Source organism: Sphingomonas sp. SFZ2018-12, assembly GCF_022496715.1.
GTDB lineage: Bacteria > Pseudomonadota > Alphaproteobacteria > Sphingomonadales > Sphingomonadaceae > Sphingomonas.
Genome location: NZ_WTFM01000001.1, coordinates 1659350 through 1685056 on the forward strand (window position 1 = coordinate 1659350; position 25707 = coordinate 1685056).

20 protein-coding genes and 1 tRNA gene are annotated in these 25707 nt (G+C 67.1%); 14 read left to right on the forward strand and 7 right to left on the reverse strand.

All coding sequences use genetic code 11. The features are described 5' to 3' along the window. Positions 1-17: 17 nt before the first annotated feature. Complete coding sequence (locus GO308_RS07765; protein ID WP_240885015.1) at positions 18-1010, reverse strand: threonine/serine dehydratase; 993 nt, start codon at positions 1008-1010, stop codon at positions 18-20. A 151-nt stretch (positions 1011-1161) separates the two neighbouring features. Here GO308_RS07765 and GO308_RS07770 point away from each other — a divergent pair, with 151 nt between their 5' ends. The 3 genes from GO308_RS07770 to GO308_RS07780 all read left to right on the forward strand — a co-directional run bounded on the left by GO308_RS07770 (position 1162) and on the right by GO308_RS07780 (position 4427). Beyond that, positions 1162-2403, forward strand: a complete 1242-nt coding sequence (locus GO308_RS07770) for a type III PLP-dependent enzyme (RefSeq protein WP_240885016.1) — start codon at positions 1162-1164, stop codon at positions 2401-2403. 149 nt (positions 2404-2552) lie between these two features. Next, positions 2553-3614 (forward strand): deoxyhypusine synthase, encoded by a 1062-nt coding sequence (locus tag GO308_RS07775; RefSeq protein WP_240885017.1) that lies wholly within the window; start codon positions 2553-2555, stop codon positions 3612-3614. Between the two features lie 381 nt (positions 3615-3995). After that, positions 3996-4427: an MAPEG family protein gene (locus GO308_RS07780; protein ID WP_240885019.1), complete on the forward strand. Its 432-nt coding sequence runs from the start codon at positions 3996-3998 to the stop codon at positions 4425-4427. A gap of 198 nt (positions 4428-4625) precedes the next feature. Here the strand turns inward: GO308_RS07780 and GO308_RS07785 are convergent, their stop codons facing one another. Beyond that, on the reverse strand, positions 4626-5123 hold the full coding sequence (locus GO308_RS07785) for a hypothetical protein (protein ID WP_240885021.1): 498 nt from the start codon (positions 5121-5123) through the stop codon (positions 4626-4628). 57 nt (positions 5124-5180) lie between these two features. Then, a complete protein-coding gene (locus GO308_RS07790) occupies positions 5181-6773 on the reverse strand; it encodes a P-loop NTPase fold protein (RefSeq protein WP_240885023.1) in 1593 nt (530 codons plus the stop codon). Between the two features lie 568 nt (positions 6774-7341). Between GO308_RS07790 and GO308_RS07795 the strand changes: the two genes are divergently transcribed. Further along, positions 7342-8022, forward strand: a complete 681-nt coding sequence (locus GO308_RS07795) for an alpha/beta hydrolase (protein WP_066481211.1) — start codon at positions 7342-7344, stop codon at positions 8020-8022. Between the two features lie 381 nt (positions 8023-8403). After that, positions 8404-9000, forward strand: coding sequence for an alpha/beta hydrolase (locus tag GO308_RS07800; protein WP_240885025.1), 597 nt, complete (start codon positions 8404-8406; stop codon positions 8998-9000). 206 nt (positions 9001-9206) lie between these two features. On the opposite strand, the gene GO308_RS07805 is transcribed toward GO308_RS07800, so the two are convergent. Then, a complete protein-coding gene (locus GO308_RS07805; RefSeq protein ID WP_240885026.1) occupies positions 9207-10034 on the reverse strand; it encodes a hypothetical protein in 828 nt (275 codons plus the stop codon). 616 nt (positions 10035-10650) lie between these two features. On the opposite strand from GO308_RS07805, the gene tyrS reads away from it, so the two are divergent. Further along, positions 10651-11880 (forward strand): tyrosine--tRNA ligase, encoded by a 1230-nt coding sequence (tyrS, locus tag GO308_RS07810; RefSeq protein WP_240885029.1) that lies wholly within the window; start codon positions 10651-10653, stop codon positions 11878-11880. A gap of 115 nt (positions 11881-11995) precedes the next feature. Next, positions 11996-12316 (forward strand): PilZ domain-containing protein, encoded by a 321-nt coding sequence (locus tag GO308_RS07815; protein ID WP_066478059.1) that lies wholly within the window; start codon positions 11996-11998, stop codon positions 12314-12316. A gap of 8 nt (positions 12317-12324) precedes the next feature. Here GO308_RS07815 and GO308_RS07820 read toward each other — a convergent pair whose 3' ends face one another. Together GO308_RS07820 and recG are read right to left on the reverse strand one after the other, a co-directional pair. Next, positions 12325-12768, reverse strand: a complete 444-nt coding sequence (locus tag GO308_RS07820) for a DMT family transporter (RefSeq protein ID WP_066478061.1) — start codon at positions 12766-12768, stop codon at positions 12325-12327. A gap of 22 nt (positions 12769-12790) precedes the next feature. After that, positions 12791-14851 (reverse strand): ATP-dependent DNA helicase RecG, encoded by a 2061-nt coding sequence (gene recG, locus GO308_RS07825; RefSeq protein WP_240885031.1) that lies wholly within the window; start codon positions 14849-14851, stop codon positions 12791-12793. A 152-nt stretch (positions 14852-15003) separates the two neighbouring features. Between recG and GO308_RS07830 the strand changes: the two genes are divergently transcribed. The 3 genes from GO308_RS07830 (at position 15004) to chrA (ending at position 20298) form a co-directional block, all read left to right on the forward strand. Then, entirely contained in the window at positions 15004-15324 is a 321-nt protein-coding gene (locus tag GO308_RS07830) for a succinate dehydrogenase assembly factor 2 (protein WP_240885032.1), read from the forward strand. 64 nt (positions 15325-15388) lie between these two features. Beyond that, positions 15389-18988, forward strand: coding sequence for a transcription-repair coupling factor (gene mfd / locus GO308_RS07835; RefSeq protein WP_240885034.1), 3600 nt, complete (start codon positions 15389-15391; stop codon positions 18986-18988). A gap of 125 nt (positions 18989-19113) precedes the next feature. Next, positions 19114-20298 (forward strand): chromate efflux transporter, encoded by a 1185-nt coding sequence (gene chrA, locus GO308_RS07840; RefSeq protein ID WP_240885036.1) that lies wholly within the window; start codon positions 19114-19116, stop codon positions 20296-20298. Positions 20299-20305: 7 nt separating this feature from the next. On the opposite strand, the gene GO308_RS07845 is transcribed toward chrA, so the two are convergent. Beyond that, on the reverse strand, positions 20306-22306 hold the full coding sequence (locus GO308_RS07845) for a GGDEF domain-containing phosphodiesterase (RefSeq protein ID WP_240885043.1): 2001 nt from the start codon (positions 22304-22306) through the stop codon (positions 20306-20308). 94 nt (positions 22307-22400) lie between these two features. Between GO308_RS07845 and moaA the strand changes: the two genes are divergently transcribed. The 4 genes from moaA (at position 22401) to lldD (ending at position 25611) form a co-directional block, all read left to right on the forward strand. Then, the gene (gene moaA / locus GO308_RS07850) at positions 22401-23402 is read left to right on the forward strand and encodes a GTP 3',8-cyclase MoaA (protein WP_240885045.1); all 1002 of its coding nucleotides are present in this window, start codon (positions 22401-22403) and stop codon (positions 23400-23402) included. Further along, entirely contained in the window at positions 23399-24175 is a 777-nt protein-coding gene (locus GO308_RS07855; protein WP_066478077.1) for an NAD kinase, read from the forward strand. Before moaA ends, GO308_RS07855 begins: the two co-directional genes overlap by 4 nt. Positions 24176-24251: 76 nt before the next feature. Further along, positions 24252-24326, forward strand: a tRNA-Asn gene (locus tag GO308_RS07860). 148 nt (positions 24327-24474) lie between these two features. Next, a complete protein-coding gene (lldD, locus tag GO308_RS07865) occupies positions 24475-25611 on the forward strand; it encodes an FMN-dependent L-lactate dehydrogenase LldD (protein WP_240885054.1) in 1137 nt (378 codons plus the stop codon). The last annotated feature ends 96 nt before the right edge of the window (positions 25612-25707 follow it).

Consider the following 25707-nt stretch of genomic DNA (forward strand, 5'->3'; position numbering starts at 1 on the left):
TACCGCTTTGACGACCGTCAAATCGTCTCGTGCGCGCGCTGCATGATTTCGCCCGCTAGCACCCCGGCATAGGCATCGGGATCGACGTTGCCGCCCGACAGGATCACCAGCATCCCCGGCTCGACCGGGACCTGTCCGCCGAGCAGCGCGGCGAGCGCGACCGCGCCGCCCGGCTCGACCACCAGCCGCAGGTGGCGCGCTGCCCAGCGTTGCGCCTCGCGGACCTGCATTTCGCTGACGGCGACGCCGGTTGCGCCGCGCCGGGCCAGCACCTCGAACGTCAGCGGGCTGACTTCCTTGGTCTGGAGCGAATCGCACGCGGTCGGCGGGGCATCGGCCCCGACCGGCTCGATCCAGCCCGCGTCGAGCGAACGGCGCATGTCGTCCCATCCTTCGGGCTCGACCACGGTCACCCGCGCGTCGGGCAGCGCGAGCGCCAGCCCGGCCGCCAGCCCGCCGCCGCCGCATGGCGTGACGACATGCGCGGGCAGGCCCAGGCCCATTGCGCGCATCTGTTCCGCCGCCTCGATCCCCGCGCTGCCCTGTCCCTCGATCACCCACGGATCGTCGAAGCTCGGCACCAGCACCGCACCGCGCGAATGGGCCAGGTGCGCGGCGATCTTCTCGCGGCTTTCGGTCGCGCGATCGTAATCGACCACTTCCGCCCCCATCGCCAGCGTCGACTCGCGCTTCACGCGCGGCGCATCGGCGGGCATCACGATCACCGCCGGCATGCCCAGCCGGCGCGCGGTCCAGGCGACGCCCTGGGCATGATTGCCCGAGGAGAAGGCGACGACCCCGCGGGCGCGCTGTGCGGGTTCGATCGCGGTCAGCCGGTGCCATGCGCCGCGCAGCTTGAACGCCCCCATCGGCTGCAGCGATTCGGCCTTGAACGTGACGGCCACGCCCTTGATTTCATGGACGAAGATCGGGGTCGGCGGGACCACCGCCGCCAGCTTGGCCGCCGCGTCGCGGACCCCTGCGCGGGTGGGCTGTCGCAAAATCGTCACAAATGATCCTCGGCTGGCGTTCCGGGGTCCAAAAACGCTTTACACACCCCCGGGTCAACCCTATGTGGCGCTTCCGCTGCCCCATGGGACTTCCAACCGCAAGGCAGCTTTTTGTCACCGTATGCCGAAAGGCAATTGGAGGTCCCTTGAATTGGCCAAGCACCATAGCGCGCTGGGGTTAGCGATTCCCCATTCGATTGCCGTTCGCGGCATCGACATCGCAAATCGTGCGCCGGTTCAGCCGGTCACGCTTGTTCGCCCGCACGCCGCCCGTCGTGCGGCCCGTTACTTTGTCGAGAAGTTTCCGGGCCGGTCGATGTATGCGGTGAAGGCGAACCCGTCGCCCGACCTGATCCGCATCCTGTTCGATGCCGGCATCACCCATTTCGACGTGGCGTCGATCGGTGAGGTGCGTCTGGTCGCGGGCGTCGCGCCCGAGGCGACCCTGTGCTTCATGCACCCGGTCAAGGCACCCGAGGCGATTCGCGAAGCCTATTTCACGCATGGCGTGCGCGTCTTCTCGCTCGATTCGATCGAGGAGCTGGACAAGATCGTCCGCGCGACCACCGACGAAGCCGGCCACGCCGCGACCGACCTCACGCTGTGCGTCCGGCTGCGCGTGTCGTCCGACCATTCGAAGCTCAGCCTCGCGTCGAAGTTCGGCGTCGGCCAGGGCGACACCCGCGTGCTGCTGATGGCCGCGCGCCAGGCGGCGGACGCGCTCGGCATCTGCTTCCATGTCGGCAGCCAGGCGATGAGCCCGGAGGCCTATGCCAACGCGATGGAGCGTGTGCGCATCGCGATCGTCGATGCCGGCGTCACCGTCGACGTGGTCGATGTCGGCGGGGGTTTCCCGTCGAGCTATCCGGGCATGGAACCGCCGCCGCTCGACCGTTATTTCGCGACCATCCACCGCGCCTTTGAAAGCCTGCCGATCAGCTACTCGGCGGAATTGTGGGCGGAACCGGGCCGCGCCTTGTGCGCCGAATACAGCTCGATCGTCGTGCGCGTCGAACAGCGCCGCGGGGACGAGCTCTACATCAACGACGGGGCCTATGGCGCGTTGTTCGATGCGGCGCATCTCGGCTGGCGCTTCCCCGTTCGTCTGCTGCGCGAGCCGGATTCGAATGCGCGCGACATGGCGTTCAGCTTCTACGGGCCCACCTGCGACGATCTCGATCACATGACGGGTCCGTTCATGCTGCCCGCCGACGTGCGCGCCGGCGACTATCTGGAGGTCGGCATGCTCGGCGCGTATGGCGCGGCGATGCGCACCGCATTCAACGGCTTCGGTGCCGGCGACACGGTGGTCGTCGACGACGAACCGATGACCAGCCTTTACGTCGAGGATGAAGCCGCGCCGATGGTGGCGTCGAACGTCTTCAGCCTGTAACGCAGATCCATCAACGTCGCCCCGGCGAAGGCCGGGGCCGTTAGCCTTTCCTGGATTGCCAGCCGATCCGGGACCGTTGGCGATCGCTGTGCCACGAACTTAGCGGCCCCGGCCTGCGCCGGGGCGACGCTGTTTGATAGGGAATGACCATGACCGACACCCTCACCGCCCCCATCAACGACCAGCGCAAGGCCGAACTGCTCGCGCATCAGGTCGAGCATGTCGACATCCGCAGCTTCGACGCGCGCCCGATCATCGAATCGATGGGCAAGATGAGCTTCACCAGCCGCGACCTCGCGCGCGCGACGGGCATCTACAACATGATGCTCGAGGATCCCGACTGCACCATCTTCCTGGTCATCGCCGGCTCGACCAGCGCGGGCGGCTGCATGGACCTCTATGCCGAACTGGTGCGCTCCAACATGGTCGACGCGGTCGTCGCCACCGGCGCCAGCATCGTCGACATGGATTTCTTCGAAGGCCTTGGCCATAAGCATTATCAGGCGCTGGAAATCCCCGACGACAACACGCTGCGCTCGCTCTACATCGACCGCATCTACGACACCTATATCGACGAAGAGCAGCTCCAGGACTGCGACCACACCATCGGTCGCATCGCCGACAGCCTGGAGCCGCGCGGCTATTCCAGCCGCGAGTTCATCGCCGCGATGGGCAAGTACCTGCAAGAGCACGGCAAGAAGGACAACAGCCTCGTCAAGCTCGCTTACGAGCATGACGTACCGATCTTCTGCCCGGCATTCGTCGACTCCTCCGCCGGCTTCGGCCTGGTCAAGCACCAGGTCGAGCGGATGAAGGAGGGCAAGCCCTACATGATGCTCGACGCGATCGCCGACTTCCGCGAGCTGACCGACATCAAGATCGCGGCCGGTGCCTCGGGCCTGCTGATGATCGGCGGCGGGGTCCCTAAGAACTTCATCCAGGACACCGTCGTCTGCGCCGAGATTCTGGGTCACGACGATGTCGAGATGCACAAATACGCCGTTCAGATCACCGTCGCCGACGTGCGTGACGGCGCCTGCTCGTCCTCGACGCTTCAGGAAGCGGCGAGCTGGGGCAAGGTCCAGACCGTGCACGAGCAGATGGTGTTTGCGGAGGCCGGCAGCGTCATGCCCCTCCTCGCCAGCGACGCCTGGCACCGCGGCGCGTGGAAGAACCGCCCTAAGCGTGGCTGGGCCAAGCTGTTCGCCTGATCGCGCGACGCTCAAGCCCCTCCCGTTCAGGGGAGGGGTTGGGGTGGGGCCTGTCCACAAGCGCCGAACCCCACGGAAATCAGCGCAAACCGTCACCCCGGCCTAGTGCCGGGGTCCACGGCACAGCAGTCACAGCGCCATCATTGGCGTACTCCCCCATCGCGACACCCCGGGCTTGACCCGGGGCGACGGCAAACATGTTATCGGTGTCCGCTCATCCTGAGTAGCGACTGAGCTTGGCGAAGCCTGTCCTGAGCGCCTGCCCGGCAGGCAGTCGACGGGGCGCGTATCGAAGGACCCGCGCACCCTCGCCTCCCACCCCGTTGCAATCCGCAACGCATCCCGCCACGCTGCCCCCGAACACAAGGGGGGAGCATCACCATGACCAGCCACAGCCCGATCCTCGCGCCCGTCGTCGCGCTCGCCGCGTGGACGCTCGTGATGTGGGGATGGATGTACGTCCGCCGCATCCCGGCGATGCGCCGCGCCGGCATCGATGCCACCACGCTGGTCGGCGGCACCGGCGCGGACCTGCGCCAGCGGCTGGACGCACGCGCCGGCTGGCCCGCCGACAATTACAACCACCTGCTCGAACAGCCGACCATCTTCTATGCCATCGCCATCGTACTCGCGCTGACCGGCTGGGGCGGCGGCTTCAACCTCGTGCTTGCCTGGGCCTATGTCGCGCTGCGCATCGCGCACAGCCTCGTCCAGGTCACCACCAACCGCGTCATCGTCCGCTTCGCCCTGTTCGCGCTCGCCACGCTGACGCTGCTCGCGCTGACGCTCCACGCGGCGATCGCGGTGTTTTGAAGGGGGGTGGGGGGCGGATCGATAGCTACGCGGTCAAACTCGATCGATACGGGTAGCCGACAATCGACCCAAAAGCTGCTAGGCGCTTGGTCCGATCTAAACAGCCTATAGCGCGTAAGAGCCAAACAACGACGTCGAGGCAATACAAGTGCGCTTGGTTGATCGGCGGCGTCAAAGCCGCCCGCCCGACCGATATGGTCAATCTCGCGTACCGCGCCGATTATCCCATGCCTTGAGCAGTATCTCGACAGCCCCGAGATCCTCCTTTGTCAGCTTGCGCTCTTTCACTATTCTTTCAAGCTGAAACCTAAAGGCAGCGGCATTGAGCAGAGGTGTATCGTCAGTGATTTGCGCCCGCACACTTCGCTTAGAAACGCGGTCACCCAGCCCGCCGAAGCCGCCTAGCCCAGTGCTCCACGACTCCCCAGTGAACGCTTTAGCAAGAATGACGAGCACGGCATCATCCTTCATCTGCTCGGCCAGCCAGCTCTTGACCTCCGAACCCTCATCGACGCTTAAATCGTACCAGCGATAAAGATTATAGATCAGATCGCGTTTCTGGATTAATTCGCCAGAATGCGCGGCTTGTTTAAGCTTTTTGAGAGCAAGCGATCTGAGCTCCGGCAAAGCAGCTTCCACCACGAGGCACTGGTCCAAATTGACCCCTTCGCCCTCCTTGGGGCGATAGTCATCCACCGCCGACGAAGTGAAGTTTACCAGCCACCCGGTCGAAGCGTACGCACTTGCCGCGACCTACATCGCGCTCCGTTCTTCGAGCTTAAAGCGGTCTGCCGTCAGGCGGCGGATCAGCCAGTGAACACGCAGCTGCGTCGAACCGATCATAAATCCCCGCTCGTCATCCTGCGACAGACTGATCTCGTCGGCAATCTCGAAAATAGCCGAAACTAATGGCTCGACATCCTCGCGTGCTACCTCACGGGCGTGTGAGGTCAACTCATCAAGCAGCACCGGCACCATTGATTTGCCGCTTTTACGAACTTGGGCTGCCGCCGCACGAAAGCGCCCTTGGATGAAAGTCTTATTGCCGGCACGCGCTATGAGTTCGCTCAGCTCAGCGTTCGAAATTGTCTCGTCGCTCAACGATAGGCGAAAATAGGTGTCAAAGTTCTTGCCAATGCAGACGCGGCGCTCGGCATCCCAGATGCTGCCGAACCCCTCACTGTACATTGTGTCCTCTAAGGCAGGAAACAGGCGCTGGAGGATCAGCTTGAATTGAGTGTGGCGTTCGTCCGGCACGCCGCGCAGGAACGACTCAAATTTCGAGCTATCGCGCGTGTCCCGATAAAGGCTCTTGCCGTTGCCAATTACTTCTTCTCGGTTCGCGCGAATGGCCCTGAACAAGCCGGACTCGTAGAGCCGGAGCGTCTCCAGAGCAAGAAAATCGGCCCGGCTTACACTTTCCGCCATCGGAGGCCAAGTCACGCTTATCGCGTTGATGAGCCGCGTCACATGCCGGGGGGTCGTTAAGTAAGGCGCTACGATGTCGTAGAAAAGGTTCATGAACCGCACTACGTGCTGCTCAGGAGGCGAGCCGCAAATCTTCTCGACCGAGCCGAGCATCGCATTGTTGAGATCGGTTGGTAATGGGGCGGGCAACTCGAAACTTGCCTGTATGATCTTCTCAAGGAAATGCGGCCCTTCGGAAGGATAGTGAGCCGCAACCGCCCGCTCAGCAAGCTCGCGGTCGAATACCAACAGATACATCACGTTTGGCAGCCGACCGACCGATTTAACAAGCCGGAATATCGCCAGTGCCTCATCAGGTGAAAGCCTGTCGATATCGTCCACAATTACGAGGAGACGCTTGTTCTGCTCACCCAGCGTTTTTGAGAGTTTCCGGAAAGTCTTTTCGAGCGAATCCTTATCGGGAAAGAATCGCTTGGCGAACGCGGCCGAGCCCGAAACTAGCGCGCCCACTCCGCTGGCGGTCGCGAGCGAAACAGCGGTGCCAACAACCGGCCCCGCCTGAAGTAGGTGGCGACCAATTTCTGGTATAAGACCTTTGACCTTGTGCCCGACTGTCTCTTCAAGCTCGCTGTTAAGCTTCTGCAGGAAGGCGAGCGCCAGCGCCTCCTCGCCCCGATACCACCAGCACCGGAAATCGACGACCTTAAGGGCCGGATCGTTAAACTGGTCCAACTCGCTGCGGATCAGATTGACCGCGCTGCTCTTCCCCGACCCCCACGGACCGTTGACCGCAATTGTCGCACCGATTGGGTCTTCAATCTTTACGAGACTGGCCGCGATCGCGGCCGCAAATGGTGCGATGCCATATTGGTCATCTTCTGCCCGCTCGATCGGGCTATCATTGAAGTATTTAGACAATGTGATCCGCCTTAAAGTTGCTAGTGACAATGCCACAGCTAGCGATTTGACGACAGTCCCGCTCTGCTCCCATGCAAGCTGGTTCGCAGTCTACCAGAGCTTCATTTCAAGTGAGTGGACTCGGCCGGCCGATAAGGACCGACCTTCGCTCGTTCGTAACCAGGAGCTAATCTCCAAAAGCCGGACACCCACCCCCTGTCCTACACCCCGCACCCCATGCCATCCTCCCCACATGGCGCACCTCGTCCCCTCCTCCGCGACTCCGGCGCTCCGCTCCGCGCACGCCTGCCCGCAATCGCGCACAGCCCGCACCTTCCGCAACTTCACGCCTGCCTCGGCACCGCGCCGACAGTGTCAACCCAGTGTCAACTTCCGCCGCCGCGCCTCGCCACTCATGCTCTGCTTCCACCCGTCGCACCGCGCTCCCGCTTCGCCGCACCCACAGCAAATCTTTATTGCCCACTAAATTGATAGGAATATGTTTGCGGCGGGTGGTGGCGCGGCCCGGTGCGTCCCCCTAGAGCGTTTCCGGCCGCGCCATCGCCTTCCTCGCAGCGGAGTTGGCAGCATGGGCAGTTTCTCGCATCTCGACGACACCTCGCCGATCGTTCTGACCGTTCCCGGCCTTGGCGGATCGGGCCCGTCGCATTGGCAGACGCTGTGGGAGGAATCCCGGCCCGACGTGCATCGCGTTGAGCTGGGCATGTGGAACACGCCGCACCGCAACGCCTGGGTGACGCGGCTCGACCAGGCGATCCGCACCGCCCAGGCCCCGGTGGTGCTCGCCGCGCACAGCCTGGGCTGCCTCGCCGTCGCCTGGTGGGCGGCGCTGTCGCCCCAGCCTTATGGCGCGCCGGTCGCCGGTGCCCTGCTGGTCGCGCCGGCGGATGTCGACCGCGCCGATGCGCCGCCGTCGCTCGGTGCCTTTGCCCCCGCCCCGCGCCAGCCGCTGCCCTTTCCGTCGATCCTGATCGCCAGCAGCGACGATCCCTGGATCTCGATCGAGCGCGCGCACAGCCTGGCGGTCGATTGGGGCAGCCACTTCGTCGATGCCGGGTCACAGGGGCACCTGAACGCCGACAGCGGCATCGGCTGGTGGACGGAGGGCCAGGCGCTGCTCGACCGGGTGATCGACGCCGCCGCCGATCGCCACGGCCGCCCGCGCCCGCCGGTGGAGGCCCGGTCGATCCTGGCGATCAACGCCACCGACGCCGCGCAATCGCACTATCTCGGCCGCCCGACCGCCTGAGCGTTACGCTCGGCGCCTGTTTCAATCCGGCGGAAACAGGCGCGGCACCGGCCCGCTCCCCCACGGGATCCCCGCAACGTACGTCGTTGCAGGCCTACCCGCACCCGGCCCCCCATCAGGATATACGCGTGGGTGGCCAGGCGGGGGAGCGGGCGGAACGGCCCAGGGTCCCGGCAATCCGCAGGATCGTTGGAACGGCGGTGAAGGCCGGTGCCGGCTCTGCGAAGCCGAACACAAGTCGATCAAATCACGACGAGCGGCCCCGGCGGTGCGACCATCGCCGGGGCCGAACCGTCGCCGGGCGGCGCGGGCAGGCAACAATCATGCTAATCTCGCGCGATTCGCGACACGACCGGTCGCGACCGGGAATGGACGACGCCCATGACTGCGCTTGCTCAGGCTGCCCCGCCCTATTCCTTCATCGCGCTGGTCGATGGCGCGGCCCCGGCGGCGATGGCCCGGCTGATCGGGATGCGCGGCGCGGCGGTCCTGCCGCTCAGCAGCGCGGATCGCGCCAGCCGCAACCGCTTCGCCACCGCGCTCGACCGGCTGGTGCAGGACGTGGACGATTCCGCGGTGCTGATCGCCAATGGCGCGGCGTGCTTCGCCGCCGCCTGGTGGAGCCGCCTGTCGCCCGCCAGCTATGTCGAGCGCGTCGCCGGCGCCATCCTGATCGAGCCGGACGATCGCCGGGCGAGCGGCCCCATGACGCGCGCGGCGCTGCGCGACGGCTTCGCCTCGCCCGCCTGCCCGCTGCCCTTCCCGGCCATCGTCGTTGCGGCCGATGGATCGGCGCGCGCATCGGGGCTGGCCGATGAGTGGGGCGCGCGCCTGCTGCCCGGCCTGGTCGAAGACGCCCCGCGCAGCATGACCGCACGCGCCCGCCTGATGATCGACCGCCTCACCGCCGCCGTCGTCGAACGCGACATCGAACGCGCGCGGCGGATGGGGATGATGGTGGGAGAGCGACGGGGGTGAGGGTTGGGGTGGCGTAGTGACAGAAACGCGCCTCAATGTCGTTATTGGCAAGTCACGCCAAGCTCCCCAAATTGCACATCGAGGCGGGGTTTTCATAAGCCGCTGTTGGTGCATTTCTGCGGATCGCCGTTGCGCCCGGGTGTCCGCAACCGGTGGCTGGCATAATTCCATTCATCTCAATCGGTTGATCCTATTGACGCTCCTTCTCATTCGCTCTGGGGCTTCGCCCGCACATCTAAAGCAGCCGGAAAACGCCGCCGCGTCATCCACAGCATCCCGAGCGGAAGCGACGCATAGAGCGCACCGGTCGCGACCATGAGCCACTGTGGGCCGGTTTTCGCCTCCAACGGCCAATAAAGACCCGGTATGAACTTCCCTAGCTGGTCACTGAAAAGGCCTGCGGTCGCCATTCCGACACCTAACAGTGTGGCGAAGAGAGGCGCGGCAACTCTACCGGTCCGCAAAATCTGCTTTGGTAACAGGAAAACTAAGCGCTCAATGGGATTTCGCGAATTGAACGTGCTTAAGCCAGTTGGAATACCCCGAATCGTACCAAACCATTCGAGTTCCCCCCTCGTTCCAGAATGTATGAACTCAACAACGAACCCATCGTTTGGATCAAAAAAGTCGAAACTGAATAAAACCTGGCGTTCATCGATAGTGAACTTTACACCGTTCACAGGCCGAGTCTGTCGTACCAGTTCAACCCGTAGAATTTGGCTCCCCGCGTCAACAACCGCACGCAACGGATCCACCTCAGTTATCCGACTTCCTTCTATAGTTGTATTACCAGAGTTCCATATAATTACTCGAGTTTTAGTTACGCGCTGAACAAGTTCTCCCTCAAAACGGACTTCTAGATGCTGGTCGAATGCAGAAGTTGCGCTCCCAACGACTGCAATCTCCTCTGACTGAAGAGCGAGACGCGCGACTTGTTTGGATTTGAAGTAAAAGTACACAGCCAATGTGACGCCGATAAAGCCCAATGCGGTCCCCACCAGTGGCTCGGACAAAAATCCAACGATCGGTTTCACTATGCCGCCCCCTCGAGCGAACAGCTAACAGGGGTCGGCACCCAAGCGCAAGGAATTCAGGGCCTTTACAACTCGTAGCGCTGCCAGTGACAGAAATAGTTCAGCGTGGTCGGCATTCGGCAGATACCGAACTGGCCCTGCCACTGCCTGTTCGCACATTGGTACCAAATCACGGTGAGCAGACGCTTGAAATGCCTGCCGGGATCGGCCGGCTCTGGTCGGAGGCCTCTATTCATATACTCCGTCTCCTAAAGTCCGTGTCTGAAGCCTCTGTTCGTGTCCTCCGCCTCCTAAGTGCGCTTGTTATGCATGCGTGTCTGGAAGCCGTATTTCGAGCAAGCGCCCCAAAACCAGCCACCGCCACCCCCCTGTCCTACACCCCCCACCCCATGCCATCCTCCCCGCATGGCGCGACCCATCCCCTCCCCCGTCACCCCCGCACGCACCCCCGCCGCGCCCGTCCGCGCGCAACGCCACACAGCCCGCAACTTCCGCAACTTCGCCCCCGCGCGCGCCACCCGCAACCACCCCGACAGTGTCAACCCAGTGTCAACTTCCGCCGCGCCGCCACGCGCCGCATGACACCCGCCCCCGGCTTCGCTATGGGCGCGCAACCATGACTGACGCCTCCTCCGATCTCGTCCGGCTGCTCACCTCGCGCGGCTATGTCCATCAGATGACCGACGCGGCGGCGCTCGACGCGCTCGCCGCGAAACAGGTCGTGCCCGGCTATATCGGTTTCGATCCCACCGCACCGTCGCTCCACGTCGGCAGCCTGGTTCAGATCATGCTGCTGCGCCGGCTCCAGCAATCGGGGCACAAGCCGATCGTGCTGATGGGCGGCGGCACCGGCAAGGTCGGCGATCCCAGCTTCAAGGACGAAGCACGCAAGCTGATGACGGCGGAGACGATCGCGGCGAACATCGCGTCGATCCGCACCGTGTTCGAACGCTTTCTGACCTTCGGGGATGGCCCGACCGACGCGGTGCTGCTCGACAATGCCGAATGGCTCGATCGGCTGGAATATATCCCGTTCCTGCGCGACATCGGCCAGCATTTCTCGGTCAACCGGATGCTCAGCTTCGATTCGGTCAAGCTCAGGCTCGATCGCGAACAATCGCTCAGCTTCCTCGAATTCAACTATATGATCCTCCAGGCCTATGATTTCCTGGAACTGAACCGCCGCTTCGGCTGCCGACTGCAACTGGGCGGGTCGGACCAGTGGGGCAATATCGTCAACGGCATCGAACTCACCCGCCGCGTGGCCGGCGCAGAGGTCTATGGCGTCACCACCCCGCTCATCACCACCGCCGACGGCGGCAAGATGGGCAAGACCATGTCGGGCGCGGTGTGGCTGAACGAGGGCGCGTTGCCCGCCTATGATTACTGGCAATTCTGGCGCAACACCGACGACCGCGATGTCGGCCGCTTCCTGCGCCTGTTCACCGACCTGCCCCTGGACGAGATCGCCCGGCTGGAGGCGCTGGAAGGCGCTGAGATCAACGAGGCGAAGAAGGTGCTGGCCAATGCGGCCACCGCCATGTGCCGCGGCCGCGACGCCGCCGAAGCCGCGGCCGAAACCGCGCGCCGGACCTTTGAGGAGGGCGCGTCCGGCGGTGCGCTGCCCGTGCTTGCGGTGGCGGGGGGCGGGATCGCGCTGGTCGACGCGCTGGTCGGGCTGGGCTTTGCCGCGTCGAAGGGCGAGGCGCGGCGGCTGATCAAGGGCGGCGGCGCGCGGGTCGAGGGGGAGAAGGTGGCGGATGAGGCCGCGACCGTCGCGGTCGCGGGCGAGGTGCGCGTCTCGGCGGGCAAGAAGCATCACGGGCTGCTGCGCCCGGCGGGGTGAGGGTTTCGGCTGGTCGCATGCGGGTGCGATTCACCGCTTGCTAACCCTGTTCATTGCGGCGCTGTTCACGCCTGTCGCCCTAGCCTGGTGCTCAGCCTGTTAAGGGAATTCACGCATGGCGATGCGAGCGACCAATCTGGCCATTGTCGACCAGCGCGCCGTCGAACGCGACGAGGTGCATTACCGCGCCCGCGCCTTCGGCCCCGATGCGCGGCCGATCAATCTCCTTGTCGTCAACATCTCGCCCCACGGCCTGATGGCGCGATGCGAGGACGAATACGCCCCCGGCACCCGCATCCGCATCAACATGCCGGTGATCGGCGTGACCGTGGCGGAGGTGCGCTGGTGGCTCGGCGGGCGGATGGGCTGTCAGTTCGAACAGCCGATCGACCGCGCCAGCTATTACGAACTGCTCGCCGGCCTGCTCCGCCGCTGATCCCTGGATCAGCCCCGGCGCAGCATCAGCGCGACGCCCGCCAGCAACAGCACCAATCCCGCCAGCCGCACCGGCGTGACCGGTGAACGGGCAAGCCCAAGCAGCCCGAACTGGTCGATGACCAGCGCCGCGGTCAGCTGCGTCCCGATCGCCAGCGTCAGCATCGTCGCCAGCCCCAGCCGCGGTGCCGCATAGGCGGCGGCGCTGACGAACACCGCGCCGTACAGCCCGCCCAGCCACGACCACCACGGCACCTGGCGCAGTCCCGCAATCGATCCCCGGTCGCTGAACGCCCACACGACCAGCAGGATCGCGGTGCCCACCGCGAACGAAATCAGCGCCGCCAGCAGCACCGATCCCGACGCCCGCGCCAGCACCGCGTTGGTCGGCGGCTGGATCGCGATGCCGATGCCGGCGATCAGCGTCATCAGGATGGGCAGAAGCAATTGCATGGCCCCTGCGCTACGCCAGGGATCAGCCCGACCGCAACAGCGCGACCGCCGAATCCCGCTCGAACAGGTACAAGGCGATTCTTGCCGCCGCCCCGCGCGCACCTTCAAGCCCGCCGTCGCGGTCGATCAGCAACCGCGCGTCCCCGGTCGCCGGCGGCAGCAGCTCGGCCAGCATCTCGGGCGTCGCCAGCCGGTATTGCGCCTCCCCCGACTGCCGCGTGCCCAGAAGCTCACCCGCGCCGCGGAGCCGCAGGTCCTCCTCGGCGATGCGGAAGCCGTCATTGGTCTCGCGCATCAGCGCCAGCCGCGCCCGCGATGTCTCACTGAGCGCATTGCCGCGCAGCAGCACGCACACCGACCTGCCCCCGCCGCGCCCCACCCGTCCGCGCAGCTGGTGCAGCTGGGCCAGGCCAAAGCGGTCCGCAGCCTCGATCACGATCAGCGTCGCGTTGGGCACATCCACCCCCACCTCGATCACCGTCGTCGCCACCAGCACGCCAAGCTGACCCGCGGCAAAGCGCGTCATCACCGCGTCCTTGTCCGCCGGCTTCATCCGCCCGTGGATCAGCCCCACCCGGTCGCCGAACCGCGCGCCCAGCGCCTCGGCCCGCGCCTCGGCGGCGACAAGGTCGCTCTTCTCGCTCTCCTCGACCAGCGGGCACACCCAATAGGCCTGGCCACCGCCCGACAAATGCCGCGCGAGGCCATCGACGACATCGCCGATCCGGTCCTCGCTGATCACGCTGGTCTGAATCGGCTCGCGCCCCGGCGGCATCTCGTCGAGCCGGCTCACGTCCATCTCGCCATATTGGGCGAGCGTCAGCGTGCGCGGGATCGGCGTCGCGGTCATCACCAGCAGGTGCGGCGGCCGCTCCGCCTTGGCCTGCAGCATCATGCGCTGGGCGACGCCGAAGCGGTGCTGCTCGTCCACCACCACCAGCCCCAGATCCTTGTAGCGCACCGCGTCCTGGAAGATGGCGTGGGTTCCGACCAGGATGTCGATCGACCCGTCGGCCAGCCCCATCAGCGTCGCTTCGCGCACCCGCCCCTTGTCGCGTCCGGTCAGCACCGCGACGTGGATGCCCAGGCCCGACAGCATCCGGCTGAGCGTCTCATAATGCTGGCGGGCCAGGATCTCGGTCGGCGCAAGCATCGCGCCCTGAGCGCCCGCTTCCGCCGCGATCAGCAGCGCCATGATCGCGACCAGCGTCTTGCCCGACCCGACATCTCCCTGCAGCAGCCGCAGCATCGGCTGGGTCTGCGCCATGTCGCCCTCGATCTCCGCGATCGTGCGCGCCTGCGCGCCGGTGGGCGCATAGGGCAGGTCGAGCCGCGCGCGCAGCCGCCCGTCGCCGGTCAGCGCACGCCCCCGCTTGGCCCGCGCCGCGCCGCGCACCAGCATCAGCGCCAGCTGGTTGGCGAACACTTCGTCATAGGCCAGCCGCTCGCGCGCCTTTGCATCCGCCGGATCGGCATGGATGCGCGCGACTGCCTCGCGCCAGCCGGGCCAGCCGCGCTGGTCCTTCAGACCAGGCTCGATCCATTCGGGGAGCACCGGCGCGCGGTCGATCGCCTGTTCGGCAAGCTGGGCGATCCGGCGCGACGTGATCCCCTCCGACATCGGATAAACCGCCTCGCGCATCGCCAGCGCGCCCGTGTCGTCGGGATCGCCGACATAGTCGGGGTGGACGATCTGAAGCTCCTGGCCATAGCTTTCGAGCTTGCCCGAAACGCGGCGCGGCTCATTGAGCGGGAACAGCTTCTTCACCCATGCCGAATTGCCGCCGAAATAGACGAGCAGCACATGATTGCCCTGTGCATCGACGGCGCGCACCCGCGTAGGCCCACGGCCGAGGCTCGCGCGGATTTCGATCGGGGTTAGGGTGATCGCGATGACGCGCCCGGCATCCGCCATATCGAGTTCATCGCGGGGCAGCCGGTCGATCCATCCGGTGGGCAGGTGGAACAGCACATCGACGATGCGCGCCAGCCCCAGCCGCTCGAGCGGGCGCGCCAGCGCCGGGCCGATGCCTTTCAGCGCCGTCACCTCGGCAAACAACGGGTTGAGCAGATCGGGGCGCATCAGGCTCGATTAGCCCGTCCGCGCTTCGTCATGCCAGCGAAAGCTGGCATCTTGCGCCGCCGGGCCTTGACCCGGGGGAGTTGGGGCACGAGATGCCAGCTTTCGCTGGCATGACGATTTGGTCATGCCGGCCATTCGCCATTGGAGCCAGCATGAATCGCGACACCCGTATCAAGCGCCTGCGCTTTCGCGCCTGGCATCGCGGCACCAAGGAGGCCGACCTGCTGATCGGCGGCTATTTCGACCGCCACCATGCGGGGTGGGACATGGCCGAGATCGACTGGTTCGAGGCGCTGCTGGAGGAACAGGATGTCGACATCATGGCCTGGGCGATCGGCACCGCGCCGGTGCCCGAGCAGTTCGCGGGCAAGATGATGGAGCAGATGCACGCGCTGGATTACATCCCTATCGCCAGCCACTCCCTCTCCCCTGAAGGGGAGAGGGTCGGGGAGAGGGGAAGCCCGGCTTCCTGACCTCAGCCCTACCCCCTCTCCCAACCCTCTCCCCGTGGAGGAGAGGGCTTTTGCTTGAGAATTCATGCCGCAACTCGACGCTATCCTTGCTGCCCGCACCCCGCTGACGCTTGCCGGCGTGCCGACCGGCTTCCAGCCCGCGCTGCTTGCCGATCTGGCGCGCGCGGCGCGCGGCGGGGCGGTGTTCATCGCGCCTGACGAAGCGTCGATGCGCAGCATCGAGACGACTGCGCCCTATTTCGCGCCCGAGCTGGAGGTGCTGTGCTTTCCCGCCTGGGACTGCCTGCCCTATGACCGCGCGTCGCCTACATTGCGGGTCATGGCGGAGCGACTGGCGACGCTTCACCAGCTTCAGCAAAAGCCCGATCGCCCGCGCCTGGTTCTGACCACGGTCAACGCCGCGATCCAGCGCACGCTGACCCCGTTCCGCATCCGTCAGCTGGTCGCACGCCTCGCGCCCGGGGAGCGCATCTCGCTCGACCGCTTGTCGCAGCTGCTCCAGGCCAATGGCTATCACCGCGTCGATACCGTCCATGACGCCGGCGAGTTCGCGGTGCGCGGCGGGCTGGTCGATCTGTTCCCCTCGGGCTCCGAACAAGGGCTGCGGCTCGACTTTTTCGGCGACGAGATCGAAAGCGTGCGGACCTTCGACCCCGCCGACCAGCGCACCACCGGCCGGGTCGACGGCTTCACCCTGCTGCCCGCGTCGGAAGCCCTGCTCGACGAGGACAGCGTCAAGCGGTTCCGTGCCGGCTATCGCGAACGGTTCGGCGCGACCGCGACCGGCGATCCGCTCTATCAGGCGATCAGCGACGGGCGGCGGCTGGCGGGGATGGAGCATTGGCTGCCGCTGTTCGAGGAACGGCTGGAGACGCTGTTCGATCACCTGCCCGCCGATGCGGTGATCCTGCGCGACGGCGCGGGCCAGGCGGCGGCCGAGCAGCGGTTCGAGGCGATCGCCGACTACCAGACCAATCGCGTGCGCGCCCAGTCGTCCGACCCCGGCAGCTATCGCCCGCTAGGCACCGACCAGCTCTATTTGCTCGCCGACGAATGGCAACGCCGCCTGGCCGACGCGCCCGCGCACCTCACTACCAGCTTTCACGAGCCGGAAAGCAAGACGGTGCTCGATTTCCAGGTCGATGGCCCGCGCGATTTCGCGCCCGAGCGAACCGGCGGCCAGAATGTCTATGACGCGGTGGTCGATCATGTCGCGGCGCTGCGCAAAGCCGGCAAGCGGCCGATCCTCGCCAGCTATTCCATCGGCGCGCGCGAGCGGTTGTCGGGGTTGCTCGCCGATCATGGGCTGAAGACCACCCGGCTGGTCGATGGCTGGCAGGAGGCCCTGGGCGCGGCCACTCCTCCCCGGCACGGGGAGGGGGACCATGCGCAGCATGGTGGAGGGGGCGTCACCGCAAGCGACGCGCTCGATGGCGCTCCCCCTCCACCCCCGACCTCCGGTCGGCGGTCCCCCTCCCCGTCCCGGGGAGGATCGGGAAGCAGCACGGTCCCGCTCATCGTCCTGCCGCTCGACCATGGCTTCACCACCCCCGACGTCGCGCTGCTGACCGAGCAGGACATGCTGGGCGACCGGCTGGTGCGGCGGCGCAAGCGCAAGAAGTCGACCGATGCGTTCCTGAACGAGCTGGCGACGCTGTCGCCCGGCGATCTGGTCGTCCATGCCGATCACGGCATCGGCCGCTATGAGGGGCTTACCCAGATCCCGGTGCAGCAGGCGCCGCACGACTGCGTCGCATTGAGCTATGCCGGCGGCGACAAGCTCTACGTGCCGGTCGAAAATCTCGAAGTCCTCTCCCGCTACGGTGCCAACGAAGAGGGCGCATCGCTCGACCGGCTGGGCGGCGAGGCGTGGCAGCGGCGCAAGAGCCGGATGAAGGAGCGCATCCGCGAGATTGCGGGCGAGCTGATCGCCACGGCGGCTGCCCGTGCGCTGCGCCCCGGCGACATCGCCGAGCCCGATGCCAGCGGTTATCCGGCCTTCCTCGACCGTTTTCCCTATGAAGAAACCGAAGATCAGGACCGCGCGATCGCCGATGTGCTCGACGATCTGGGCGCGGGCAAGCCGATGGACCGGCTGATCGTCGGCGATGTCGGCTTCGGCAAGACCGAAGTGGCGTTGCGCGCCGCGTTCGTCGCCGCGATGGCGGGGATGCAGGTCGCAATCATCTGCCCGACCACGCTGCTCGCCCGCCAGCATTTCCAGAACTTCAAGGCGCGGTTCGAGGGGTTTCCGATCGAGGTCGGGCGCCTCTCTCGCCTCGTCACCGCGGCCGAGGCCAAGGCGACCAAGGAGGGGCTGGCGGCGGGGACGATCGACGTCGTCATCGGCACCCATGCGCTGCTCGCCAAGGGGCTGGAGTTCAAGCGCCTGGGCCTGGTGGTGGTCGATGAGGAACAGCGGTTCGGCGTCACGCACAAGGAGCGGCTGAAGGCGCTGAAGGCCAATGTCCATGTGCTCACCCTGACCGCAACGCCGATCCCGCGCACGCTGCAGATGGCGATGTCGGGGCTGCGCGACCTGTCGGTCATCCAGACGCCGCCGGTCGATCGCCTCGCGGTGCGCACCTATGTAATGCCGTGGGATCCGGTGGTGCTGCGCGAGGCGCTGCTGCGCGAACATTATCGCGGCGGACAGTCCTATTTCGTCACCCCGCGCATCGCCGACCTGCCCGACATCGAGGAATTCCTGCGCAAGGACGTGCCCGAGGTCAGCTTCGTCGTCGCGCACGGCCAGATGAGCCCGACCGAGGTCGAAGAGCGGATGTCGGCATTCTACGACAAGCGCTACGACGTTCTTTTGTCGACGACGATCGTCGAATCCGGCCTCGACATTCCCAGCGCCAACACGCTGATCATCAACCGCGCCGACAAGTTCGGGCTTGCCCAGCTCTATCAGCTGCGCGGGCGCGTCGGCCGCGCCAAGACGCGCGCCTATGCCTATTTCACCACCCCGCCCCAGCGCATCGTCACCGAGGCGGCGGACAAAAGGCTGAAGGTGCTGTCCGACCTCGAGTCACTGGGTGCGGGGTTCCAGCTCGCCAGCCACGATCTCGACATTCGCGGCGCGGGCAACCTGCTGGGCGACGAGCAGTCGGGGCACATCAAGGAGGTCGGCTATGAGCTTTACCAGTCGATGCTGGAGGACGCGATCCTGGATGCCAAGGCGGGTGGTCTGCGCGACGACCGACCCAAGGAATTCTCGCCCCAGATCACCGTCGATGCGCCGATCCTGATCCCCGAGGAATATGTCCCCGACCTCGATCTCCGCATGGGCCTTTATCGCCGGCTGAACGAGGTCGAGGATCGCCAGGGGATCGAAGCGTTCGCCGCCGAGCTGATCGACCGGTTCGGTAAGCTGCCCGAGCCGACCGAAAATCTGCTGACGCTGATCGAGACCAAGCTCAACGCCAAGGCGGCGTGCATCGCCAAGCTCGATGTCGGGCCGAAGGGCGCGCTGGTCCATTTCCACGAGGATCGCTTTCCCAATGTCGACGGGCTGCTGAGCTACGTGGCGCGGCTGGATGGGACGGCCAAGCTGCGTCCCGACATGAAGCTGGTGGTGACGCGCGCCTGGGCCAATCCCAAGGCGCGGCTCAATGCGGCGCTGCAGATCTCGCGCGGGCTGGCCAAGGCGGCGGGGTGAGGCGTTGACACCGGCGGCAATCGGCCGGTAGTCGAGCGTCCAACGGGCCGGCGCGGACGCCCGTTCAGACGGTCACCGTCCAAGTCCGCTCCACCCGCCGCGCCTGCGGCGACGGAGCGACGTTGATGGATCGTATCGATACCCCCGCCCCCCCGGCCATCGGCCTGGGTGCCCTGTTCCTCAAGTTCCTGCGCTTCGGCTGCCTCGCCTTTGGCGGGCCGGTCGCGCAGATCGCGATGCTGCGCCACCAACTGGTCGATACCGAACGCTGGATCGATTCGGCGCGCTTCAACCGGCTGCTGGCGGTGATGCAGGTGCTGCCGGGGCCCGAGGCGCATGAATTGTGCGTGCACATGGGCATGCTGGCGCGCGGGCGGATCGGCGGGCTGCTCGCCGGACTGGGCTTCATGCTCCCGGGACTTGTGCTGATGCTGGCGGCGGCATGGGCCTATGTCGGCTGGGTGGAGGCGCGCGGCAGCCTGCCCGGCCTGTTGCTGGCGGTGCAGATCGCCGTCATCGGCGTGATCGCGCGCGCGGTGTGGCGGATCGGCAGGCATGTGATCGAGGATGCGGCGCTGGCGGTGATCGCGGGCGCCAGCCTGGCGGCGACGCTGATCGGCGTGCCCTTCTGGCTGCCGCTGATCGCGGGCGGCCTCGCCTATGGCCTGGCCGCGCGACGCGGGCTCGCCCTGGCGGTGCTGGCGGTGGCGATCGCGGTGGCGGCACTGACCGTCGACTGGAGCCCCGGCGGCGACGCGGCCAACAGCGCCACGCCCGCCAGCATCGGCGCGCTGTTCATCGCCGGATTGAAGGGCGGCCTGCTGACCTTTGGCGGGGCGTACACCGCCATTCCCTATGTGCGCGCCGACACGGTCGGGCGCGGCTGGATCAGCGATGCGAGCTTTCTGGACGGCGTCGCGGTCGCCGGCATGCTGCCCGCACCGCTCGTCATCTTCGCGACCTTTGCCGGCTATGTCGCCGCAGGGCCGACGGGGGCACTGGCGATCACGGCGGGGATGTTCCTGCCTGCCTTCGCCTTCTCGCTGATTTTCTTCGAGCGGCTGGAGGCGATCGTCGAAGCACCCGCGCTGCGCCGCGCGCTGGCCGGGGTTGCCGCCGCCGCGGTCGGGATCATCGCCGCCACCACGGTCCAGCTCGGGACAGCGTTGGCACCGCGCCTAGCCCAGCCCCTGCTCGGGCTCGCCATCCTGGTCCTCGCCACCGTCGCGGCGTGGCGGTTGAAGGGCGGCTGGGTGACGCCGGCGATCCTTGCGGCGGCGGCTGTCGCGGGAATGTTGCTGCGCCCCTAGCGCGCGCTCAGACCAGCGCCGCCAGCTCCTCCACGGTCAGCGGGCCGGCGCACAGGAAGCCCTGGAAATACTGGCAGCCTTCCTTGGCGAGCAGGTCGAGCTGTTCCTCGGTCTCGACCCCTTCGGCGATGACGGTCAGCCCCAGCGCGCGGGCCATGTCGATGACGCCGCGCACCACCACCCGGTCGCGTGGCGAACCCGCGATGTCCTGGCTCAGCTTGCGATCGATCTTGAGATAATCGAGCGGCAGCGCCTTCAGATAGGCGAGGCTGGAATAGCCGGTGCCGAAATCGTCGATCGCGACGCGGCAGCCGGCGGTGCGCAGCTGGGCGAGCAGGCGCGCGGCCTGACCCAGATCCTCCATCAGCCCGCTCTCGGTGATCTCGACCGTCAACCGGTCGCGCGGAAACCCGCTCGAGTCGATGCGGTCGAGCAGTGCGTCGGCAAAGCTCGGCCGCGCGACATCCTCCGCCGTCACGTTGATCGACAGGCGCAGGCGCGCGAGCGCCCCGGTCCATGTCGCCGCAAGCGCCAGCGCGTGGCGCTGGACCTGTTCGGACAGCGCGGGCGCGATCCCCGCACGCACGGCGGATGCGAACAGCGTCTCCGCGCCCAGTTCGCCGAGCGCGGGGTGGCGCCACCGCACCAATGCCTCGACCCCTTCGATCCGCCCGGTCGACGTCGCGACCTGGGGCTGGAACAGGATGTCGATCTGGTGCGCGTCGAGCGCCGCGACGACGTCGCGCCCCAGCTGGTCGAGCGACTGGGCGGAAATCGTGGCCGCGTGATCGGTGGGAGCGGTGACGGGTGCCGCGGGTTCGACCAGCGCGGCGCTGGCCTGGCGCAGCATCGTCGCGGCATCGGCACCCGGCGCGCTCCACGCAACGCTGGAGCGCACATCGAGCGTCATCGCGCGGTCGCCGATCAGGAACGGCGCGGCCAGTGCCGCCTCGATCCGCGCGACGGCGACCTCGACGCGGGCGGGATCGGCGGTCGCCGCCGCCGCCAGGAACTCCGCGCCGCCGACGCGCGCCACGATCGCCGCCTTGCCGAACAGCTCGCGCACCGGGGCCTCGATACGCTTGAGCAGCGCACCGAGCACCTGATCGCCCGACGCGCGACCAAAGGCGGTGTTGAGCGCGGCGAACTGGCCGATACCGATCAGGATGACGGCAACCGACGCGTCCGCCGCCAGGCGCCGCTCGATCCAGCGCCGCGCGGCATTGGCGTCGCGCGCGTCGGCCAGCGCCTCGCGCAGCGCCAGGCTGGGCTCGGGCGTGCGGCCCAGCGGCTCGATCAGCACATGCAGCCGGCGGGTGCGCGCGTCGCGCTGGAGGTGCGCGACCGAGCGGCCGAGGCCGGGCAGGTCGGCGGCAAACGCGGTCGAACCGCGCGCATCGTCGAGCCGCCGCAGCGCCGTCAGCGCCAGCACGCGATCCTCCGGCGACAGGCGGCGCAGCAGCATCCGGGGGGACGGCGCATCCGGGGTGCCCAGCCAGCGCGCCAACCCCTGTGTCGCCTGGAGCGAGCGGTCGGCGGGATCGTAGCGAAAGCCCAGCGTCTCGACCGGCACCGCGCGCGCGATCGCGGCCTGCGCGCCGGTATCCGCCGCGACCCGCTCGACATGGCGACAGGCGAAGCGCAGCGCCTGGATGATCTCGGGTGCGCGCATCGGGCTCAACAGGAAATGGGTGGCGCCCGCATCATGGACATGCCCGATCCGGTCGCTGTCGATCTTTGACACCAGCGCGAGCAGCGCGCCGCCGCTCGCCTCGATCAGCGGCGACAGCCGTCGGATCGCGGCCAGCCCCTCCTCGATCGCGCCGCGCGCGTCGACGATCGCGACCGGCGCGCCGCTCGACGCGAGCCGCCCGGCCGTCCCCTCGTCCCGGCGCGCGGCGATGACCTGCCACCCGTCCGCCGACAGTGCGGCGGCGAGCTCGTCGCGCTGGCGAAAAGAGAGGACGAAAATCGGCCGCGACGTCGTGGAAGGAGGCGAAAGGATCATCGAAACGCTCGTAGCATCGCGCGGGTCTAGCTGCTGTCTCGCCCCGCGCCAATCGCACTTGTTTGGGGGGACAAGAGGGCCTAGCTCTGCCGCCATGGCCGCCGCCCCCGCCCTGATTGACCGACATGGCCGTCAGGTGAGCTATTTGCGGGTTTCCGTCACCGATCGCTGCGACCTGCGCTGTCGCTATTGCATGGCCGAGACGATGACGTTCTTGCCGCGCGCCGAGCTGCTGACGCTCGACGAAATGGCGATGATCGTCGAACGCTTCATCGCGCGCGGGGTGCGGCGGGTCCGGTTGACCGGCGGCGAGCCGCTGGTCCGGCGCGATGCGATCGACCTGATCCAGCGGCTGGGCCGGCATGTCGACCATGGCCTCGACGAACTCACGCTCACCACCAACGGCACCCGGCTGGCCGAACATGCCGAAACGCTGGCCCGCGCGGGCATCCGCCGCATCAATGTCAGCCTGGACAGCCGCGATCCCGACCGGTTCCGCTTCATCACCCGCACCGGCGATGTCGCCCGCGTGCTCGATGGCATCGCGGCGGCAAGGGCGGCGGGGCTGGCGATCAAGATCAACATGGTCGCGCTCGCCGGGCTGAACGAGGACGAGATCCCCGAAATGCTCGCCTGGTGCGGCAGCCAGGGCCATGACCTGACACTGATCGAGACGATGCCGCTTGGCCGGATCGACGAGGATCGCGCCGACCGCTTCGTGCCGCTCGACACCGTGTTCGCGCGGCTGGCGGCCATGTTCGCGCTCACCCCCGACACCGCCCGGGCCGGCGGCGGACCCGCGCGCTATTGGCGGGTTGCGCCGTTCGGCATGCGGCTGGGGCTGATCACGCCGCTGACCGGCAATTTCTGTGCGGGGTGCAATCGCGTCCGGCTGGCCACCGACGGACGCCTGTTCGCGTGCCTGGGCCACGACGACCAGGTCGACCTGAAGACCGCGATCCGTTCGGGCGGGCTGGCGGCGGTCGACGACGCGATCGACACCGCGCTCGCGATCAAGCCCGAGCGCCACGACTTCCGCATCGCGCCCGGCGCCACGCCCGCAGTCGCGCGCTACATGAGCATGACCGGGGGATGAGCATTCCCGCCCGGCGCGCGCTGCTCGCCTCCCCCGCCGATCCCGCCCGCGCCGCCGTCACCGAACTCGACGCCGGCTATGACTGGGTGCCGCTCGATCAGGCGGAACTGATCGTCGCGCTGGGCGGCGATGGCTTCATGCTCCAGACGCTGCACGCCATGCTGGAGCGCCGCCGCATCGTGCCGGTGTTCGGCATGAATCGCGGTACCGTCGGCTTCCTGATGAACGATTGGGATGCCGGTGACCTCGACGGCCGGCTGCACCGGGCCAAGGCGTTTCGCGTGACGCCGCTGCGCATGACCGCGACGACGATCGCGGGCGAGGTGGTCGTCCTGCCGGCGATCAACGAAGTGTCGCTGCTGCGCGAAACCCGCCAGACCGCCAAGCTGGCGATCCATGTCAACGACCGGCCGGTGCTGCCCGAACTCGTTTGCGACGGCGTGCTGGTGGCGACGCCGGCGGGATCGACCGCCTATAACCTGTCCGCCAACGGCCCCATCCTGCCGCTCGGCTCCGCGCTGCTCGCGCTGACCCCGATCAGTCCGTTCCGCCCCCGCCGGTGGCGCGGCGCGATCCTGCCCGAAAAGACGCGGATCGGCGTCGAGGTGCTGGAAGCCGAAAAACGCCCGGTCAGCGCGGTCGCCGATCAGCGCGAGGTGCGCGACGTCGTGCGCGTCGATGTCGAGATCGACCGCAGCCAGGAACTGACCCTGTTGTTCGATCCCGAACACGCGCTGGACGAGCGAATCACGATGGAGCAATTCATTGCTTGAACCGCTTGCGTTCGGCTGAAACTCGCTGCTATAGGCGCGCCTCTCGCGGGGGCGACGCCCGCCGCTGACCAGGCATTCCCCGGTAGCTCAGTGGTAGAGCAATCGGCTGTTAACCGATCGGTCGCTGGTTCGAATCCGGCCCGGGGAGCCACCGTCCTTTGGTATCAGCTGGATGACGACGCGCGGTGCCGTCGGTATCGCGCCGTCCCGCGTCGCAACGGCACCTGCCGCGACACATGCCCACCATCTGACCCTCCATGCCACTTGGCAGACGCCGAACGCTCGATCAGAAGAGCGGCATGATCATCTCCTCGACCGCGGATTTCCGTGAGGCGGCCCGCCGCCGTGTGCCCCGTTTCCTGTTCGATTATGCCGATGGCGGCGCCTATGCCGAGGACACGATGCGCCGCAATGTCAGCGACCTGTCGGAACTGTCGCTGCGCCAGCGGGTGCTGAAGGACGTCGCGACGATCGACCTGACGACACAGATCCTGGGCGCGCAGCAGGACCTGCCCGTCATGCTCGGCCCCGTCGGCATCAGCGGCATGTATGCGCGGCGGGGCGAGGTGCAGGCCGCACGCGCCGCCACGCGCGCGGGCATCCCGACGTGCCTGTCCACCGTGTCGATCTGCGGGATCGAGGACGTCGCCGCCGCCGCGCCCGACCGCTTCTGGTTCCAGCTCTACGTCATCCGCGACCGCGCATTCATGCGCGACCTGATCGCGCGCGCCAAGGCGGCGGGGGCGAAGGCGCTGGTGTTCACCGTCGACATGCCGGTGCCCGGCGCGCGCTATCGCGACGCGCATTCGGGCATGTCGGGCCCGAACGCCGCCTATCGACGCGTGGTGCAGGCGATGGGCAAGCCCGGCTGGGCCTGGGACGTGGGCGTCATGGGACGGCCGCATACGCTGGGCAACCTGGCGGCGGTGCTTGGCCGCAACAGCGGGCTCAACGACTATATCGGCTGGCTGGGGGCCAATTTCGATCCGTCGATCCAGTGGCGCGATCTCGGCTGGATCCGCGAGCTGTGGGACGGCCCGCTGGTCATCAAGGGCATATTGGACCCCGACGACGCACGCGAGGCGGCTGCGCTGGGTGCCGACGCGATCGTTGTGTCGAACCACGGCGGACGCCAGCTCGACGGGGTGATGTCGTCGGCACGCGCGCTGCCGACGATCGCGGATGCGGTCGGCGACCGGATGACCGTGCTGGTCGACGGCGGGGTGCGTTCGGGCCTTGACGTCGTGCGCATGCTGGCGCTCGGCGCGCGCGGCGTCCTGCTCGGTCGTGCGTGGTTGTTCGCGCTGGCGACCGGCGGGGAAGCCGGGGTGACCAAGCTGCTCGACCTGATCGCGCGCGAGATGACGGTCGCCATGACGTTGACCGGGGTCAACCGCATCGATGCGATCGACCGGGACATCCTGGCGAAAGCCTGAGCCGATGGCGCGCCCCGATCGTTCGGCGACCGTGCGGCCACCGATAGGCGCTTTCGCTTTCGGGCGGATCGGCTAGAACGCGCGGCCTGTACCGGG